The 17,292-nt window shown below is 54.4% G+C and carries 16 protein-coding genes; 10 read left to right on the forward strand and 6 right to left on the reverse strand.

The window, feature by feature from the left end:
* Positions 1–78 precede the first annotated feature (78 nt).
* A complete protein-coding gene (locus P9H32_RS09500) occupies positions 79–594 on the forward strand; it encodes a hypothetical protein (protein ID WP_322608660.1) in 516 nt (171 codons plus the stop codon).
* A 10-nt stretch (positions 595–604) separates the two neighbouring features.
* Positions 605–2,194, forward strand: a complete 1,590-nt coding sequence (locus P9H32_RS09505) for a coiled-coil domain-containing protein (protein ID WP_322608661.1) — start codon at positions 605–607, stop codon at positions 2,192–2,194.
* Here P9H32_RS09505 and P9H32_RS09510 read toward each other — a convergent pair.
* From P9H32_RS09510 to P9H32_RS09520, 3 genes are all read right to left on the reverse strand, one after another.
* The gene (locus tag P9H32_RS09510) at positions 2,191–2,640 is read right to left on the reverse strand and encodes an FKBP-type peptidyl-prolyl cis-trans isomerase (protein WP_322608662.1); all 450 of its coding nucleotides are present in this window, start codon (positions 2,638–2,640) and stop codon (positions 2,191–2,193) included. The genes P9H32_RS09505 and P9H32_RS09510 overlap by 4 nt on opposite strands.
* Before the next feature lie 85 nt (positions 2,641–2,725).
* Positions 2,726–4,366: a phosphoglucomutase (alpha-D-glucose-1,6-bisphosphate-dependent) gene (pgm, locus tag P9H32_RS09515; RefSeq protein WP_322608663.1), complete on the reverse strand. Its 1,641-nt coding sequence runs from the start codon at positions 4,364–4,366 to the stop codon at positions 2,726–2,728.
* 101 nt (positions 4,367–4,467) lie between these two features.
* Positions 4,468–5,274, reverse strand: coding sequence for an adenylate kinase family protein (locus P9H32_RS09520; protein ID WP_322608664.1), 807 nt, complete (start codon positions 5,272–5,274; stop codon positions 4,468–4,470).
* A gap of 219 nt (positions 5,275–5,493) precedes the next feature.
* On the opposite strand from P9H32_RS09520, the gene P9H32_RS09525 reads away from it, so the two are divergent.
* Together P9H32_RS09525 and P9H32_RS09530 are read left to right on the forward strand one after the other, a co-directional pair.
* Positions 5,494–7,005 carry an SPFH domain-containing protein gene (locus tag P9H32_RS09525; RefSeq protein WP_322608665.1) on the forward strand — a complete coding sequence of 504 codons (1,512 nt, stop codon included), beginning with the start codon at positions 5,494–5,496 and terminating at the stop codon, positions 7,003–7,005.
* Complete coding sequence (locus P9H32_RS09530; protein WP_322608666.1) at positions 7,002–8,714, forward strand: SPFH domain-containing protein; 1,713 nt, start codon at positions 7,002–7,004, stop codon at positions 8,712–8,714. Before P9H32_RS09525 ends, P9H32_RS09530 begins: the two co-directional genes overlap by 4 nt.
* Positions 8,715–8,742: 28 nt before the next feature.
* Here the strand turns inward: P9H32_RS09530 and P9H32_RS09535 are convergent, their stop codons facing one another.
* Positions 8,743–9,579 (reverse strand): Rcat domain-containing protein, encoded by an 837-nt coding sequence (locus tag P9H32_RS09535; protein ID WP_322608667.1) that lies wholly within the window; start codon positions 9,577–9,579, stop codon positions 8,743–8,745.
* A gap of 170 nt (positions 9,580–9,749) precedes the next feature.
* On the opposite strand from P9H32_RS09535, the gene P9H32_RS09540 reads away from it, so the two are divergent.
* Positions 9,750–10,031, forward strand: a complete 282-nt coding sequence (locus tag P9H32_RS09540) for a peptidylprolyl isomerase (protein WP_322608668.1) — start codon at positions 9,750–9,752, stop codon at positions 10,029–10,031.
* A 176-nt stretch (positions 10,032–10,207) separates the two neighbouring features.
* A complete protein-coding gene (locus tag P9H32_RS09545; RefSeq protein WP_322608669.1) occupies positions 10,208–11,017 on the forward strand; it encodes a hypothetical protein in 810 nt (269 codons plus the stop codon).
* Here the strand turns inward: P9H32_RS09545 and ruvB are convergent.
* Both ruvB and ruvA read right to left on the reverse strand, forming a co-directional pair.
* On the reverse strand, positions 11,007–11,996 hold the full coding sequence (ruvB, locus tag P9H32_RS09550) for a Holliday junction branch migration DNA helicase RuvB (RefSeq protein WP_322608670.1): 990 nt from the start codon (positions 11,994–11,996) through the stop codon (positions 11,007–11,009). The genes P9H32_RS09545 and ruvB overlap by 11 nt on opposite strands.
* Positions 11,997–12,098: 102 nt before the next feature.
* On the reverse strand, positions 12,099–12,692 hold the full coding sequence (gene ruvA / locus P9H32_RS09555; RefSeq protein WP_322608671.1) for a Holliday junction branch migration protein RuvA: 594 nt from the start codon (positions 12,690–12,692) through the stop codon (positions 12,099–12,101).
* A 151-nt stretch (positions 12,693–12,843) separates the two neighbouring features.
* Here ruvA and P9H32_RS09560 point away from each other — a divergent pair, with 151 nt between their 5' ends.
* The 4 genes from P9H32_RS09560 (at position 12,844) to P9H32_RS09575 (ending at position 17,290) form a co-directional block, all read left to right on the forward strand.
* On the forward strand, positions 12,844–13,419 hold the full coding sequence (locus P9H32_RS09560; protein WP_322608672.1) for a hypothetical protein: 576 nt from the start codon (positions 12,844–12,846) through the stop codon (positions 13,417–13,419).
* Positions 13,420–13,590: 171 nt separating this feature from the next.
* On the forward strand, positions 13,591–15,399 hold the full coding sequence (gene typA / locus P9H32_RS09565; protein ID WP_322608673.1) for a translational GTPase TypA: 1,809 nt from the start codon (positions 13,591–13,593) through the stop codon (positions 15,397–15,399).
* 178 nt (positions 15,400–15,577) lie between these two features.
* A complete protein-coding gene (locus P9H32_RS09570; RefSeq protein WP_322608674.1) occupies positions 15,578–15,874 on the forward strand; it encodes an RNA recognition motif domain-containing protein in 297 nt (98 codons plus the stop codon).
* Between the two features lie 321 nt (positions 15,875–16,195).
* The gene (locus P9H32_RS09575) at positions 16,196–17,290 is read left to right on the forward strand and encodes a formylglycine-generating enzyme family protein (RefSeq protein WP_322608675.1); all 1,095 of its coding nucleotides are present in this window, start codon (positions 16,196–16,198) and stop codon (positions 17,288–17,290) included.
* Positions 17,291–17,292: the final 2 nt, after the last annotated feature.

Here is a 17,292-nt window from a genome sequence, read left to right on the forward strand (position 1 = left end):
TTCAACGTCTAATCAAAACAGGCGTGACAGAATGTTACGCCGTTATCTTCTGTACAGAAAAACGGGTGGAGCAGGATAATGAAGTTTCTACGTGGATTTTTTATGTTTCTCGGTGTGCTGGCACTGACCGCCGCCATTGGAATCGCAATCTCGTTCTGGGTCAAACCCAGTGAAGTTCCCGCGGCTGGCGGGGCGGGGGCCATCAGTCCGGAAATGCTTGAACAGGCCCGTCTGGTTTCCGAGCGGGTCGGCAAACGGATGGCCTGGATCATGGTGCTGATTTCCGCTGTGCTGCAGATTTTTGCCTGGATTGCCGCACTGGCTAAAACGAAAGCCATTAAGCAGGTCGGAAACAACCCGGCCCACACGCTGGAACTGCTCGAAGCCATCGATATTTATTACGACCTTCCGCTCTATTTCGGTCTGCTGGGCTCGGTGGGCAGTTTTATTGTGATGACCTATTTTCCGGATGCCGGCCTCATGTTCGCTTATGCTTCGACCGCGATGGGCATTATTGTTTCCGTCATCCTGCGTCTCGGCTACCACACGCCGCTCAAGCAGGAGCTGTTGAACGCATCGGCTGACGCGAAGTAGGAGAAACCCCATGCGGCGATCGATTTTAATCTGTATGCTGGATGTCATGGTGCTCTCCGTACTGGCACTGAATGCCCGGCATACGGCAGGCGGCGGAGCGGGAAATATTCCGGCTCCGACCGGCCGCGCAGCCGGGCTGATTGAAGAAGGGCTGCGAAATGAAGCCGGCTATCGGGAGGAAATTGCCCGCCTCGAAGCCCGGCTGAAAGAATCCGCAGAAATTTCCCGTAAAGCCCTGGAGCAGGCCGCCCTGGTCGAAGCACGGGCGGAACGCCAGCGGGCGGAAAATCTCCAGGCTTTGGAAAAACTGCGTGCGGCGGAGCTGGCTGCGATGCAGGCGCGATCGCAGGCCGATGTGGCCGCGCGCGAAGCGGAGCTGGTGAGTCGGCAGGCGGAAGAGGCGCGAGCCAGAACGCGGGAGTTTGAGGCCCGCGAACGGGAAGCTAAAGCGCAGGCCGAGGCCGCGCTCGCCCGCGTTGCTTTAGCCGAAAAACTGGCCGAAGAGGCTGAGCGCCGGGCAAAGGAAATTGAAAAGTCAGCCGACTCCCGCGAAACGGAAATTCTCGCGATCAAAGAGGAGGTCGCCCGCGCACGGGCGGAAAAAGAGGTGGCGGAGCAGCGTGCGAAAGAATTACGTACTGCCCTGGCCGACCGCGAGGCGGCACTTCATGCCGCCCGGGCCGCCGAAGCGGAAGCATCGGCGAAGGCGGCCGTTGCTCTTACCGAACGAGAGCGCCTGGCGCAGAAAACCGAGCAGGTTACTGAGGAACTGGTGGAGGCACGGGTTTCGGTGGCAACGCTGAAAACCGAGGACAAAGAGAAAGAGGCTGCGATTGCTAAACTTGAAGCGGAGAAAAAGAAAGCGGTAGAGGAGCAGAATGCATCCGTCTGGGTCCGTCGGGATGAGGCGATGCGTCGGGTGATGGTCAGTTATACGGAGCAGAACGGTTCCAGCGGGCGGCTGTACCGCGTGAATAAACAGTTGTTTATGCCGCTTGTTCAAGTGGGCGGTTTTACGCTGGTGCCGGCGGAGTTCAAAGCGCTGGGCCTGAAAAAATCCTTTTTCGGCGGCGGGCTTTCGGATCGGATAACCGATGTTCGCGGTGTAGCCGCACCGATGGTGGGGGAGGCGAAGTCCGGTTCATTGCGCACTCTGATTGTACCTGTTGAAGAACCGCAGGTCTGCCTGGCGCACGCGAGCGCTGCGGGTGTCGATGCACTGAAACCCGTTACCATGGCGGGGATCAAAAAACGGCGTATGCGTACCGCCATGCTGTTCAGTTACAATGATGTGAATGCCTATGGATTGGTGGAGATTGTTCCCATGCTTGGAAGGGATTATCTCCGGGTCCGGGCCATCAGTGGTTCACGCCCGCAGGTTGGAGATTATCTGTTGACAGACCGCGGCGAATTTATAGGCGTTATGGTTGAAAATGAAGTCTGCTATGTGCTGCCGCAGGAGCTGGCCTCCGAGCCGAAACCCGTCATCATTCCGCTTAGAGCTTACGGCAGGCAGGAGGGGTACCTGACCGAATTTGTGGATCGCCTGAACGAAGTGCGGAAGCTCGTGGATGAGCAGTCTAAAACGCGCGGGTTTTAAATCACTTTTTCGAGGCGGATGTCGAAAATGAGGGCCGCGTAGGGGCCGATTTTTTCGCCGGCCCCGCGCTTTCCCCAGGCCAGATCGGGCGGAACGACAAAACGGAATTTTCCACCCTCCTTCATCATCGGCAGGCCTTCTTTCAGTCCGTCGATGGCTTCTTCCATGGTAAAGGTATCGGTCTCGGTGCTGTGATAGGTGTCTTTAATGACGGTGCCGTCGACCAGCAGAATGCGCTGGTTGACTTCGACCGTGCTCCACTCATCGGGCGATTTGCCGGTGCCCGGTTCCTTGATGGTATACTGCAGGCCGCTGGCGGTTTCGATGACGTCCGGTTTGGAGCGGTTCTTTTTCAGAAAGGCTTCGGTTTCGGCGCGGTTCTGCCCGGCTCCGCCGCGCCCGCGCTTTTTTCCGGCATTCTTATTGTTGTTCTTTTGACGTCCCATAAAACCAGTAAACCACGAAATACACTAAATATACGGAAGGCAAGAGCTGCTTTCGTTTGGTTGGTGTATTTCGCGGCTAATCTTTTTAGGCCAGTGCGGCCTTAACGATTTCGCGGGCTTCGGCCTGGATCTGTTTGAGGTGATCCTCGCCTTTGAAGCTTTCGGCGTAAATTTTGTAGACGTCTTCGGTGCCGGACGGGCGGGCGGCAAACCAGCCGTTTTCGGTGCAGACCTTGAGGCCGCCGATAGCCGCGCCGTTGGCGGGGGCATGGGTCAGCTTCTGGGTGATGGCATCGCCGGCGAGGGTTTCGGCGGTGACCTGTTCCGGGGAGAGGGCGGCGAGTTTGGCTTTTTCTTCGCGGTTGGCCGGGGCGTCGACGCGGGCATAGACCGGGGCACCGAATTTGGCGGTCAGTTCGGCATAGTGTTCGCCGGGATCTTTGCCGGTAACGGCGAGGATTTCGCAGGCGAGCAGGCAGAGGATGATGCCGTCTTTGTCGGTGCTCCAAACCGTTCCGTCTTTGCGGAGGAAGGAGGCGCCGGCGGATTCTTCGCCGCCGAATCCGTAGGAGCCGTCGACGAGGCCGTTGACGAACCATTTAAAGCCGACGGGAACCTCTTTCAGTTCGCGGCCGAGGTCGGCGGCAACGCGGTCGATCATGGAAGAGGAAACCAGGGTTTTTCCGACGGCGGCGTCTTTATTCCAGCCTTCGCGGTTGGCGTAGAGATAGTTGATGGCGACGGCGAGGTAGTGGTTCGGGTTGAGCAGACCGGCGGATTTGGTGACGATGCCGTGGCGGTCGTAATCCGGGTCGTTGCCAAAGGCGATATCGAAATCGTCTTTGAGTTCAATCAGGCTGGCCATGGCGTAGGGCGAGGAGCAGTCCATGCGGACTTTTCCGTCGCCGTCGACGGTCATGAAGCTGAAGGTGTAGTCGACGGTGTTATTGCGGATGGTGAGGTCGAGGCCGTATTTTTCGGCGATCGGTTTCCAGTAGCGGATGCCCGCGCCGCCCATGGCGTCGGCACAGATTTTGAGGCCGGTCTTTTTGATGGCGGCCATGTCGATGACGTTTTCGAGATCGTCGACATAGGGGGTGATGAAGTCGTAGCCGACGGTGGTGTCGGCGGCGAGGGCTTCGGGATAGTAAAGCGATTCGACTTCGTCGTTCTGGTCGGCGAGCAGTTCGTTGGCGCGTTCGGCAATCCAGCCGGTGGCGTCGGTGTCGGCCGGTCCGCCGTGGGGCGGGTTGTATTTAAAGCCGCCGTTGTCGGGCGGGTTATGCGAAGGGGTGATGACGACGCCGTCGGCGAGGCCTTCGGTTTTGTCTTTGTTGTAGGCGAGGATGGCGTGGGAGATGACCGGGGTCGGCGTGTAACCGCCGTCTTTGTCGATCATGACGGTGACGCCGTTTGCGGCGAAGACTTCGAGAGCGGTTTTTTCGGCCGGGATGGAGAGGGCGTGGGTGTCTTTGCCCATGAAGAGCGGGCCGGTGATGCCCTGGGCGGCGCGGTATTCGCAGATCGCCTGGGCGATGGCCATGATGTGGTCTTCGGTAAAGCTGGTTTTCAGTGAGGTGCCGCGGTGGCCTGAGGTGCCGAAGGCCACTTTTTCATCGGGGTTGGAAACGTCGGGCTGGGTTTCGTAGTAGAGGCTGATCAGTTCGGCTACGTCGGTGAGGTTTTCCTTCTTAACGGGTTTTCCTGCGTCTGGGTGAATGGCCATTTTTTTCTCCTGAAATTGATCGGTTGAGCCGGGGTTCATACCAGAGGGGCCGAACGGGCTCAACGCAAAAGCGATTCCTGAGAAATTTAAACTCCGTTCAATCAGCCGGTGACGGGCTCAATCCCCATAATTTCGAGTACGCTGTTTTCGACGCGTTCGGGAGAATAGTCCGGCAGGTTGCCGGGAACGGCGTAGAATGGAATGCCGGCGCTTTTCAGATATTCAATGGCCGGGAGTGTTTTTTCGCGGAATTCGGCGAGCCGTTTTTTGAGGCTTTCCACATTATCGTCGCTGCGCTGAACAATGTTGCATTTTTTCAGGCATTCGTTTTTGCGTTCATCCGGCGGCGGGCGGAATTCCATGTGGAAGAGTTCGCCGCAGGATTTGCAGATGCGTCGTCCCATGGTCCGGTTGATGATGAGTTCGTCTTCGTTTTCCACGAGCAGGATGGCATCGAGCCGAACGCCTTCGCGTTTCAGGAGCTCGGTTAAAAAACGGGCCTGTTCTTCGGTGCGCGGAAATCCGTCCAGAACCGCGCCTTTAAAATTCATGGCCCGGAAGGCGGATTCGAAGAGGGCGTTGGTGATGCGGTCGGGAACGAACAGTCCCTGCTCGACATAATATTTAGCCTTCAGGCCCAGCACGATGGCATCGGCATCCGGGGTGCCGGTAATCGCCAGCTGTTCTTTGATGTTTTCATCGGGAATAAAATCATCGGCCGCCGTGTCATAAAAGCGGTTGAGATCACCTTCGTATCCGAAGGCATTAAAAAGGCCGAGGTAGTGCCGGAAGATATCGCCGGTCGAAAGCTGTTTGAGGCCGAAGCGGCGGATGAGTACGTCGGCCCGCGGCTGTTTGCCCGATCCGCTTTTTCCCATCACCATCATATTATCTACATTGCTGAACATTCTATTCTCTCCAAAAAAAACGGGCGTCAGGCTATGCAGACTTAATGGGTATTGCAATACGGATTTATGTTTTTTGTCCGTTACAATTTCTGCATGAAATAATAGTGGTGGCCAAATGGGCGCGTGTTAACATCTTTTTCAATCCTTGGAAGTACTGTGAATGTACGGGGGATTGTTGTTTTTCCAATGGTTGGATTTTTTTAAAAAAGGAGGTTCAGGATGAGTGATTCCGGTGATTTCAAACCGCCCGGAGCACGGGCGAATGTTGCGCTGTTGGCATCGTTGCCGGTGCTGATCGGTGGTGGGCTTGCGGCGCTGTTTATTTTTGTCTGGTTTTTCTGCCGGATCGAACCGGGGGCCGGCGAGATTGCGGTGCTGATTCGCAAGACGGGGGAAGATCTTCCGCCCGGTCAGGTGATTGCGCTGGATGAAAGACAGAAAGGGATTCAGCTGGAGGTGCTTCCGGAGGGGCGTTATTTCCGGAACCCGTATACCTGGGGCTGGAGCAGGCATCGGATTCTGGATGTGCCGGCCGGTAAACTGGGGGTCATCACCCGGCTCTACGGCCGGGAACTTCCGCCCGGGAAAATCATGGCCGGGGAAGGGGAGAAAGGCATTATGGAAGAGATTTACCGGCCCGGTAAATATCGCGTGAACCCCTATGCCTATAAAGTCCACACCTTCGATGCCATCAATATCAAACCCGGGTATGTCGGTGTGGTTACGGCACTGACCGGCCGTGATGTGCTGAACAATGATCTGCCGGCGGATAAGCGGAACAGCTTTATGGTGGAAAGCGGGCTTAAAGGCGTGGCCGGTGAACTGCTGCCGCCGGGGACCCATTACCTGAATCCCTATATGTATAATTCGGTTGAAGTGGATCTGCGCAGTCAGCGGTTCGATATGTCGGGTTCGGATGTCATCAGTTTTCTGACGCTGGACGGATTTACGGTGACGGTTGAGGGCTACATTGAATTCGGAATCCAGCGTGGGGAGGCGGCCCTGCTGACTCATCGGGTCGGCGATATGGATGACATCATTAAAAAGCTGATTCTTCCCCGGGCCCGCGGCTTCAGCCGGATCGAGGGCAGCAAGCATCCGGCGGTGAATTTTATTGTGGGGGAAACGCGCCAGAAATTTCAGAACGACCTCGAAGAGCACCTTCGTTCCAGGTCGAAAGGCTGGGGCGTGGATATTAAAGCCGTCGGCGTGCGTAAAGTGATTGTTCCGGATGAAATTGCCTCGATCAACCGTGATCGCGAACTGGCGGTGCAGGAGGCGGCCAAATATGAACAGCAGATTATTCAGGCCAAATCCAAAGCGGAGCTGACCAAGCAGGAGATGCTGGCGATTCAGAATCGGGAAAAGGTGGAGGCCGATACCAAGCGTATTCGCGCGGTGATTGATGCAGAACAGGACCAGAGCGTGCGGTTGATTGCCGCACAGAAGGAACTGGATGTGGCGAAGGTTGAATATGAGGCGGCACAGTTTCAGGCCGATGCCATTCTGCTGACGGCCGACGGGGAAAAGGATGCGATTACGGCGCGGAATGAGGCGGAGGCTTCGGTGCTCGGAAACCGGGTGAATGCTTTGGGTTCAGGTCGTGCGTTTGCGCAGTATACGTTGTATGAAAAGCTGGCTCCGAATATTCTTTCGGTGCTCAGTTCGGATTCGGAAAAGGGGCTGGGCGGCATCTTCAGCACCTACGCAGAGCAGGGAGGTGCGGAATGAAAATTTCAGGGAAAGGAATTACAGGACTGATCGGCAGCCTGATTTTTATTATCGGGGGAATTGCGATCATGTTTATCTGGGGCTTCTGCCGCTTTTATGTGGGGCCGAATGAAATGGCGATCATCACGGCAAAAGTGGGTGAATCGCTGGAGCCCGGTCAGATTCTGGCGAAACCGGGACAGAAAGGGATTCAGGAAGAACCGCTGGGTGAAGGCCGTCATTTCCGTTTTCCGCTTTTTTATGAGTGGGAGATTGAAGAAGTCATCATCATTGATCCCGGCAAGGTCGGAATTGTGACGTCCAAGGTGGGTGAAAAACTGTCCACGGGAGAATTTATTGCGGAACGCGGCCAGAAAGGGATCTGGCGGAATGTGCTGGGGCCCGGCAAATACCGGATGAACCCCTATGGGTACAATGTTGAGATTGTCGATGCCATCAGTATTCCGATCGGGTATGCCGGCGTCATCACCTCGCGTTCGGGCGGTCAGGCACCGTCGGGCCAATTTGCGGGGAACGGTCAGAAGGGTGTACGCAAGGATGTGCTGCAGCCGGGGCTCTATTATGTCAATCCGCAGGCCTATAAAGTGGATGTGCTTGAAGTCGGTATCAACCAGGTTTCCCTGCTTGGTCAGGACGGTAGTAAAGTGGTGACGAAGGCGCGCCAGCTGGGCCAGAATCAGGCGTTGAATGTGCTGCAAAGCAATATGCTCGAAAAGCAGGAGCAGAAACGGGCGGACTATTTCAGTAAACGTGCGCGTTCTTTCCTCCCCCCGAAAAGAGGGCAGGAGGTGAACTTTGCAGCTGGAAAAAAAGTGAAACAGATTGCACCTGCATCGTTGGATGAAGGGGAAATCAATCTGGCCGAACTGGTCAGTTTCCCCTCGCGCGACGGATTTGAAATCAGCCTGGATATGACGCTGGAGTTTGAGCTGGATCCCGGCGATATCGCCGGAATTTACCGGCGTTACGGTGATCTGCCGGCCGTAGTGGACAAAATCATTATGCCGCAGATCACGTCGATTTCACGCAACAAGGGATCGGAGTACCGGGCCAAGGACTTTATTGTGGGCGAAGGCCGCGAGAAATTTCAGGACGATCTGACGGAGTCGCTGGAGCTGGAACTGGGCGAAAAAGACATCCGCGTTTACAATGCACTGATCCGTCATGTTGAAGTTCCGGACGAGATTCGCGCACCGATTCAGCAGGCGAGTATTGCGGTGGAGCAGGACCTGACCAATAAGGAGCGGCAGAATACTGCGCGCAAAGAGGCGCAGCTGAATACCGAGCTTTCGCTGATTCAGCAGCGCGGCGAGCAGGTGATGCAGGAGACTGAAAAGCTGAAAGCCGAAATTGCCGCCGATCTGCAGAAGCAGGTGGCGACCATTCAGGCCGAAACCCTTAAAAAAGAAGCCGAGGTCCGCAAAGCCACCGCGGCAATCAATGCCGACAAAGTGCGTGTGCTCGGGCAGGCCGAGGCCACGGCACTGGAAAAAGTGGATGGCGAAAAAGCCAAAGGGCTGCAGCTGAAAACTGCCGCGTTTAATGATTCGCTGGCCTATTCACAATGGATCTTTGCCGACCGTCTGAATCCGGAAATGAAAATTAATATCATTCATGCCGGTGAAGGAACGCTTTGGACCGATCTTGAAAAAACCGGTTTTGCTGAACTCGGCGGAGCCGAGTTGCTGAAAACCGGAAAAAAACAATAGTTCGGGCAGACTGGGCCGGTGCGCCGGCTCAGTCTTCGAGGTCTTCCGCGTTTTTTGCGGTTTTGATTTCGGGCAGCTCAAAGCCGGTTTCTGCAGCCTGTGTGGCTTCCGGAACATTGCGTACTTCGGCAATGTAGCGTTTCAGCATTTTTTTCTGTTCACCGCTGAGGCGGGGAAAGCTGTAGACGCCGTCGTTGATCCAGGTTTTTGTGCCTTCAATAACGCCGAGACGGCTGATAAAGGTCTGCAGTAACTGGTCATGCGGGTAACGATAGGTGGTATCGTCTTCGGAAAAGGTTACCCAGACGTCGTAGCCGAGCCACTCTTTTTTAAAGATCAGGCGTGAGGCCTCCTGCTCGGATTCGACCACATCGTCTTCGTGCTGGGCTTCCCACTCCGCTTTGACTTCGGCGAAGACTGCTTTTGATTTGCCGCAGTGCGGGCAGGCGCGAACGCCTTTATTGAGAAATCCGGAAATAAGATAGGCTTTTGAGCAGTTCGGGCAGATGACGGCGGCGTTGTTGCCATGGCAGTCGGCCACTTCCACTCTAGGGGCCGCCGCATCAACGGTGGCGTCGGCATCTCCTTCAAATTCTTCAACGGCGGTTTGCAGTTGTCGGCCTTTGGTAATGATTTCTTCGGAGGACATCAGGTCGGGATGGAGGTCGGCAGGCTTATAGCCGTTGGGCATGCCGGTTTTCTTATTAACCACCCAGGAGGTGTACTGCCGGTTGGGGCCGAGTACTTCGTTCCAGTCGATTTTGTCAAAGGTTCCGAAGCCCAGATAGCTCTTTACAGCATCGTAGGTCGCGCGCTGCTTTGCGGCATTAAGATAGTCGAGTGCTTTTCTGATATCACCTTTCATAATAAATCTCCGTTGTCTGTTTAAGGAATACTATGTCCTGCTAGGATGACAATCCGAAAATTGCTCAAAAACAGGGCTCCATTCTCTTCCAATGGCTGGAAATGGGCGCTTGCGCTCGGCGTGATTGCCCTGCATGGTTCACCGTTTAATTAAACCGAAGGAGAGAAATCATGGCATCAGCAGTAGCACGTCATATTCTGGTGGCATCCGAAGCGGACTGTCTTACCTTGAAAAAGCAGATTGAAGAGGGCGGGAGCTTCGCGGAGCTTGCAAAACAGCATTCCAAATGCCCGTCGGGCGCAGAAGGCGGTAATCTGGGTACATTCGGACCGGGACAGATGGTCCGCGAGTTCGATGAAGTCGTATTCAGCGCGCCGGTCGGCGAAGTGCAGGGTCCGGTGAAAACCCAGTTCGGGTATCACCTTGTGGAAGTCACCGCCCGCACCGACTGATTTTCCAGTGATTGGAAATTCCCGGGATTGGAAACTGCAGTCCCGGAAATGCAAATTACCGCCTCGTCCTTATGGACAGGCGGTTTTTTTGATTTATGAACTGGCACCGTTAACATTCTGGCGTGGGAACTGCTTGAATTCAGCGATATTTTGACCCGGAAAAGGAGAGTTAGCGAATGAAACATATAGGATGGATTGCTGCGGGGGCTGTGGCGTTTCTGCCGATTGTGCATGCTGAAGAGTGTACTTTCAATGGATTCAACGACGGGCCGCTGCACGGTCAGCAGGGTTGGTGGGTTGACCGTAAGGACGCCGCAATGGGGAACTTTATGGTGATTGATCATCTCGGTATTACGCAGACCATGGGCGACAAGGCGCTTGTGATCAGCGGTTCGGATCATTTTATGAAGGTTTACCGCAATAAAAATGCCGTAACCTGGAAGCCGGGCGATACTGCTGTTTTTGAAATGGATTTCCAGATCGGCCTTAACGGCGGGCATATCGATAAAACAAAAAACGGAATCGCAATGCTGTTTGGCGGTCCAAAATTCAAAACGGAAAACCGCTGGGTTATCGGTATCGGGATTAATCCCGACGGGAAATGGATGATCCGCGGCAGTGCTCCGCATTGGGAAAATCTCCCGCCTCTGCCGGCCGAAACCTTTGTTTCGCGACCTCCCGAAGGATCCAGCGCGGTTTCTCCGTGGTACCATCTCAAATTCACAACGGTTAAAGATCAGACGCGCGGCGTTTTCCGCAGTACTCTTCAGATCACGGATTTTGACGGAAAAACGGTTGTGAAGCATAACTTCAAAACGGATCCGTTAGAAGGGGAGAAGAGTACGCTATGGGACACGGAAACGCTCAATGTGGCATTTTCAGCTAAAGACGATATCAATGGGCTGGTCTGCGTGGACAATGTCAATCTGACTTCCATTAAGGGCGATCGCAAGGTCACCGGGCTGAAAGATCTGCTCAATCCTTAGCGGGCGGAACCAGTCCGAATTTTGCATAGGCACGGTCCGTGGCAATTCGCCCCTGGGCCGTGCGCTGCAGATACCCCTCCTGAATCAGGTAGGGTTCGTATACTTCTTCGATGGTATCAGCCTCTTCGCCGACCGAAACCGACATGGAATTGATGCCCACCGGTCCGCCGCCGAATTTTTCGATGATGCAGGAAAGAATACGTTTATCCATTTCCTCCAGCCCGTCGCCGTCGATATCCAGCAGGTTCAGCGCCTGGTCGGCAAGGTCGGCGGTGATGATATTGTCGGCCTTCACCTGTGCATAATCACGTGCGCGCCGCAGCAGGTTGTTGGCAATACGCGGGGTGCCGCGCGACCGCGACGCAATTTCCATGGCCCCGCCGTCTTCAATTTCCACGCCCAGAATACTGGCCGAGCGTTTGACAATTTTACAAAGGGTGAGGGCGTCGTAATAGTCGAGGCGGTTGACGAGACCGAAACGCGAGCGCATCGGGGCGGAAAGCATGCCGGCGCGGGTGGTGGCGCCGATCAGAGTGAAGGGCTGGATGTTCAGCCGTACGGAACGCGCATTGGGGCCCTGATCAATGACGATATCGATCACAAAATCCTCCATGGCGGAATAGAGATATTCCTCCACGGCGCGCTGCATGCGGTGAATTTCATCAATGAACAGGACGTCGCCGCGTTCCAGGCTGGTGAGCAGTCCGGCGAGGTCGGACGGTTTATCGATTACCGGCCCTGAAGTGCATTTGATATTCACATCCATTGCTTCAGCAAGAATGTAAGACAGGGTTGTTTTTCCAAGGCCCGGAGGGCCGGAAAGCAGGACGTGGTCGAGTACATCTTCGCGCTGGCGGGCGGCCTGAACAAACAGTTCGAGGCGTTCGATGATTTTTTCCTGTCCTGTAAAATCCTCGAAGCGCGACGGTCTCAGCTTCTGCTCAAATTCCTGATCCGGTGTGATGATTTCGTTGTTCATGATTGGGCGTATGTAGCCACAGATGGATATGAATTGTCACGAATTATAACCACGAACACGTTGCGAATCCGCCTCGTTCCTGTAACGGATTCCGGCGCGGAGTTATTTGGTCAAAGCCAGCCGGATAAGATCTTCGACGCTCATATCGGGGGTTAGTTTTTTGGCGGCGTTTTTAACCAGTTTGGCGGCATCGTCGGGTTTTTGGCCGAGCGCGGTGAGGGCCAGCGCGGCGTCGCGCAGGCGGTTGTCGCCGCCGGCCGCTTCGGCCGGCGCAAAGGCATCGAGCTGTTCGCCGGAGTCAAATTTGTCCCGCAGTTCCATCACAATGCGCTCGGCGGTCTTTTTTCCAATCCCTGAAATGGAGGAGATCATTTTTATGTCGCCGTTAATCAGGGCGTTTTTCAGTTCCCGGACGGGCAGGCCGGAGAGGGCGGAGATTGCGAGCTTGGGGCCGACGCCGCTGATGGTCAGCAGTTTCAGAAACATATCGCGTTCATCTTCGGTGCAGAATCCGAAAAGTTTCTGGTCGGCATCGGTGATGTGGTGGTGGGTCAGGATACGGCAGGGCTCGCCTTCGAGCGGGAGGCCGTCATAGCTGCTGAGCGGGATTAAAACTTCATAGCCGACGCCGGATACATTCATCACCACGCGGCCGAGCTGCTTGGTGTCGAGTTTGCCTTCAAGAAACGTAATCATGCGTACAATGTTGCCGCATCAGGCGGGGTAAATACAGCCCTTTTCAGGCGATCCGTAAAAAAATCTCTCAAAAACGGTAAGGCATCGGGAGGATGAACGAAATGGAACTATAATGGTCTATATTAAATTCAACCGGAAAGGGAAATAAATCATGAAAATAAGAACGGGTATAGCAGCAGGATTAGGAGCATTGGTTCTGGCCGGATCCACCGCGCTGGCGGAGGTTCGTGTTGAGATCAACGACATAAAAATCGAAGATACGGTATATACGCCGTATTATCAGGCGGTCACGGAGCAGGATAATGAGCAGGGGGCCAGTCGGAAATGGATCCGGTTGGGCGTCTATTTTACAACAGAAGGTGGATGGATCGATGAACTTGATGTCACCCAGATGGCTTTGCTGGATTGTGGGTCGAAGAGCTGTCTGGCTCTGGCAGAGACGGTAAATTATATCAATATCGAACCGGGTGACCATGTGGTGTATGTTTATCTGCATCCCAGTTATGTGAAGCGCTATGACATAGACGGTTTTGATCTTGATTCCGCCGCGCTGCTGAAGGTCGACGGTGAACTGGTGGCCCGTAAAGAGACGAACCGCCGTTTTGAAAAAGGCTGGTCCGAAGGCGATATTGCGGCCGGGGCCAAAGGGTATCTGCTGAATCACGCGGAAACCCCGTTCTGGTTCATCAATTATGACTTTCAGGAAATCATAAAGCGGCAGAAGTAAGCGGTCGAATAACCTCCGGGCGGGCGGTGAGCCATTTAATGCACCCGTTCCGGTGATTTTCTTCAAAACAGGATAAGGTGCAGATACATGGGTATTTGTAATCTTGTTACGTTGCTTTTCGGCTGAAAAGCGATATCTTCACGCCTCATTTTGCATTTTGGAGAAAACCCTATGGCTCAGGAAATTAGAAATATCGCAATTATTGCGCACGTTGACCACGGCAAAACTACGCTGGTGGATGAGATTATTAAACAGGCGGAACTGTTTCGCGATAACGAGGACATGGAGGTATGTCTGCTCGACAGCAACGATCTGGAGCGCGAGCGCGGAATTACGATTCTCTCCAAAAACATCAGCGTCAACTATAAGGGCGTAAAGGTTAACGTCATCGACACCCCCGGCCATAGCGATTTCGGCGGGCAGGTTGAACGCGTGTTGAACCTCGCCGACGGTGTACTGCTGCTGGTTGATGCCGCGGAAGGGCCGATGCCGCAGACCCGTTTTGTGCTGGATAAGGCGCTGGAGCTGGATCTGAAGCCGGTGGTGATCATTAATAAAGTCGACAAGCCGGATGCGCGCCCCGACATTATTCATGATTTGGTTTTCGATCTTTTCGTTGAACTCGATGCCAACGACGACCAGCTCGATTTTCCGATGCTTTACGGCAGCGGCCGTGACGGCTGGGCTGATACAGAGCTCGACGGTCCGCGCGATTCCATGCTGCCTTTGATGGATGCGATTCTGGAGCATATTCCGGCTCCGGAAAAGGTCGATGGTCCGGTTCAGATGCAGGTGACGTCGATTGACTACAACGATTATGTCGGCCGTATCGGCGTCGGCCGTGTCTATCGCGGTACGCTCGATACCAAGCAGCCGCTGATGCATATCCGCCGCGACGGCAAGCAGGAGCAGACCCGCATCAAACAGCTCTTCACCTTCGAGGGCCTCGGCCGGAACGAGGTGGAGGAAGTGCAGTGCGGCGATCTCTGCGCCATCGTCGGTATTCCGGATATTGATATCGGCGACTGCATCACCGATTTTGAAACTCCGGAAACGCTGCCGCCGATCCACATCGACGAGCCGACGCTGTCGATGACCTTCAGCGTGAATGATTCCCCGTTCTACGGTCAGGACGGCCAGTTTGTCACCAGCCGCCACCTGCGTGAACGGCTGCTGAAAGAAACGGAGCGTGACGTGGCCCTGCGGGTGGAAGAAGCCGGCGGTGATTCGTTCCGCGTCAGCGGCCGCGGTGTACTGCATCTTTCGATTCTGATCGAAACCATGCGCCGGGAAGGTTTTGAAATGTCCGTGGCTCAGCCGCAGGTGATTTTTAAAGAGAAGCACGGTAAAAAAGAAGAGCCGATCGAAATTCTGCACATCGACGTGCCGGATGAATATGCCGGCAAGGTGATCGAGGTGGCCGGAACCCGTAAGGGTGAAATGGTGGATATGGAGCAGCATGGTTTGCGCAAGACCATTCGTTTTGAAATCCCGACCCGCGGTCTGATCGGTCTGCGTTCAAAAATGCTGACGGCCTCGGCCGGTGAAGCCATTGTGACGCATCGCTTCCTGCATTACGCCCCCTATAAAGGCGATATCCAGCAGCGTCTGAACGGCGTTCTGGTTTCCCAGGGCAAAGGGCCCGCCGTGGCTTTTGCCATCGACGGCCTGCAGCAGCGCGGTACCTTCTTTGTGAATCCGGGCGAAGATTGTTATGAAGGCATGGTCGTGGCGGAGCACTGCCTCGACAACGACCTCGTCGTCAACCTGCAGAAAGCCAAGCAGCTCACCAACGTCCGGGCCTCCGGCACCGACCGGGCCATGAAAATTGCCCCGGCGCAGGTGAAAAGTCTGGAAGAGGCGCTGGAATATATCGACGAAACCGAGCTGGTGGAAATTACGCCGAACCACATCCGCATGCGTAAAAAGCTTCTGCTTGAGCATGAGCGTAAAAAAGCATCGCGCCAGAAAAACGCGTAGATTTCATCGAGGCCTTGGATAACACGGATATACACGGATGCTGAATCCGGGGGTATCCGTGTTTTTTTGGGTTTCTATTCCACCTGTCTGAAGACGGCAAAGCAACGGGATAAAGGTTGATTTCTTACTGTCGGGGGCTAGAGTTCTTTCAGCGCAAGAAGGTATGGAGACCGATACAATGGAAAAGAGACTGTACGTTGGAAACCTGAGTTATGACTCCACCGAAGAAGAGGTCGAGAATCTCTTCAAACAGGCCGGTGCTGTTGAAGCCTGTCATCTGATGCTCGACAAATTCACCAGTCGTTCCCGCGGTTTTGCATTTGTTGAAATGGCCACGGTCGAAGAGGCGAACGCCGCCGTGGCCTTGTATAACAATAAAGATTTCCAGGGCCGCCCGTTGCGGGTGAATATTGCCCGCCCGCGCGAAGAGCGCCCTCCGCGCCGCGATCAGAATGTGCATCGTTCTGATCGGTAGGCGCGATCACCGAGCTCGACCAGAATTTCCAAGGCCGTAGCCTACGCGTCAAATCGCCAAAACCGCGAGAAGAACGTAACCCGTGGCCGGAAGTGCGGTGCGAGCGGTACTGACGAGCCTCCAACCATTGGAACCCAAAAAGCCCGAGCATCCGCCCGGGCTTTTTCGTTGTCTGTAGATATGCTGCTGCGCGAATCGCAAACGGGTTAAATGGTGACAATTAATATAATAATATTAATGAAAGATATAAGGTATAGTTTAATAAATGTTTTTAAATGTAAGATCACGTGATATCATACACGCAAGTTCCGGGAGGTTGATATGAAGGTTGCAGAGTTACTTTTTTCGTTACTGATTGGATGGAGTTGCGTATCGGATGCGGCAAGCCCGACGGTCTCAAATATTGTCACCACTCAGCGTGAAGGAACCAAGCTGGTGGACATCTACTACGATTCCTACGATCAACACGGCGATAATGTGGATATTTCAGTGGTGGTGAAGGTGGACGGAACGCCGATTCCGGCCGAAAACTTCCACGGCGATATCGGCATGAATCTGCGCCCCGGAACCGGAAAGCAGATTATCTGGGATGCGGGCAGTGACTGGGATAAGGAAATATCTCCGCTGGTCACGTTTGAAATTACCGCAGACGATGGCATGGGCGAAGCGCCTCCAGCCGGTATGGTATTTATTCCAGGCGGAACCAACGGGAACTGGATTCAGTCGTTCTATATGGATGAAACGGAAATTACCAAAGCGAAGTGGGATGAAGTTCGGGAATGGGCGCTTACCAATGATTACAGCTCAAGCTATCTGCCAGCAGCTTCAGCTAAGGCCTCCAATCATCCGGTACATTCCATACCGCGCACCTACGCCATATGTTGGTGTAATGCGCGGAGTGAAATGGAGGGAAGGAGCCCGATTTATTATTCAAACGGACACGTACAGGGAACCAGTCCCTCACGTCCGCCGTTGGATAGCGTAAACTCCAGTGCAGGTGGGTTCCGTCTCCCTACTTTTAATGAGTTTGTATACGCGGGGAGAGGAGGCCTTTCCGGAAAGCTCTACCCGTCCGGAGATACGATCTCGCTTGCCGATGCGAATTTCAAACCAAGCACGGGCGATGATTCGAATTATGGCTATACCGGCACGGTGTATGGCTATCATCCTCTTTACGAAGTAGGTTCCCTCCCCTATACCAGCCCGGTCAAATCATTCCCTGCCAATGGCTATGGACTCTACGATATGGCCGGGAATGTCAGGGAATGGTCGAATCAGGCCTATAACACCTATAGTTACTATACCATGGGGGGAAGCTGGAAGGACTCAACCCGTTACCAGCAATGCGAAAGAGAAACGTATTCAGATTATAGGTACGGGGAGAACTATATCGGGTTCCGTTGTATGTGCCGATAGAT

The organism is Pontiella agarivorans (assembly GCF_034531395.1).
Lineage (GTDB): Bacteria > Verrucomicrobiota > Kiritimatiellia > Kiritimatiellales > Pontiellaceae > Pontiella > Pontiella agarivorans.

What these genes read in the sequence shown, in the direction of transcription:
- P9H32_RS09500 (WP_322608660.1), top strand. Translation starts at nt 79, where the DNA reads ATGAAGTTTCTACGTGGATTTTTTATGTTTCTCGGTGTGCTGGCACTG.
- P9H32_RS09505 (WP_322608661.1), top strand. Translation starts at nt 605, where the DNA reads ATGCGGCGATCGATTTTAATCTGTATGCTGGATGTCATGGTGCTCTCC.
- P9H32_RS09510 (WP_322608662.1), bottom strand. Translation starts at nt 2,640, where the DNA reads ATGGGACGTCAAAAGAACAACAATAAGAATGCCGGAAAAAAGCGCGGG.
- pgm (WP_322608663.1), bottom strand. Translation starts at nt 4,366, where the DNA reads ATGGCCATTCACCCAGACGCAGGAAAACCCGTTAAGAAGGAAAACCTC.
- P9H32_RS09520 (WP_322608664.1), bottom strand. Translation starts at nt 5,274, where the DNA reads ATGTTCAGCAATGTAGATAATATGATGGTGATGGGAAAAAGCGGATCG.
- P9H32_RS09525 (WP_322608665.1), top strand. Translation starts at nt 5,494, where the DNA reads ATGAGTGATTCCGGTGATTTCAAACCGCCCGGAGCACGGGCGAATGTT.
- P9H32_RS09530 (WP_322608666.1), top strand. Translation starts at nt 7,002, where the DNA reads ATGAAAATTTCAGGGAAAGGAATTACAGGACTGATCGGCAGCCTGATT.
- P9H32_RS09535 (WP_322608667.1), bottom strand. Translation starts at nt 9,579, where the DNA reads ATGAAAGGTGATATCAGAAAAGCACTCGACTATCTTAATGCCGCAAAG.
- P9H32_RS09540 (WP_322608668.1), top strand. Translation starts at nt 9,750, where the DNA reads ATGGCATCAGCAGTAGCACGTCATATTCTGGTGGCATCCGAAGCGGAC.
- P9H32_RS09545 (WP_322608669.1), top strand. Translation starts at nt 10,208, where the DNA reads ATGAAACATATAGGATGGATTGCTGCGGGGGCTGTGGCGTTTCTGCCG.
- ruvB (WP_322608670.1), bottom strand. Translation starts at nt 11,996, where the DNA reads ATGAACAACGAAATCATCACACCGGATCAGGAATTTGAGCAGAAGCTG.
- ruvA (WP_322608671.1), bottom strand. Translation starts at nt 12,692, where the DNA reads ATGATTACGTTTCTTGAAGGCAAACTCGACACCAAGCAGCTCGGCCGC.
- P9H32_RS09560 (WP_322608672.1), top strand. Translation starts at nt 12,844, where the DNA reads ATGAAAATAAGAACGGGTATAGCAGCAGGATTAGGAGCATTGGTTCTG.
- typA (WP_322608673.1), top strand. Translation starts at nt 13,591, where the DNA reads ATGGCTCAGGAAATTAGAAATATCGCAATTATTGCGCACGTTGACCAC.
- P9H32_RS09570 (WP_322608674.1), top strand. Translation starts at nt 15,578, where the DNA reads ATGGAAAAGAGACTGTACGTTGGAAACCTGAGTTATGACTCCACCGAA.
- P9H32_RS09575 (WP_322608675.1), top strand. Translation starts at nt 16,196, where the DNA reads ATGAAGGTTGCAGAGTTACTTTTTTCGTTACTGATTGGATGGAGTTGC.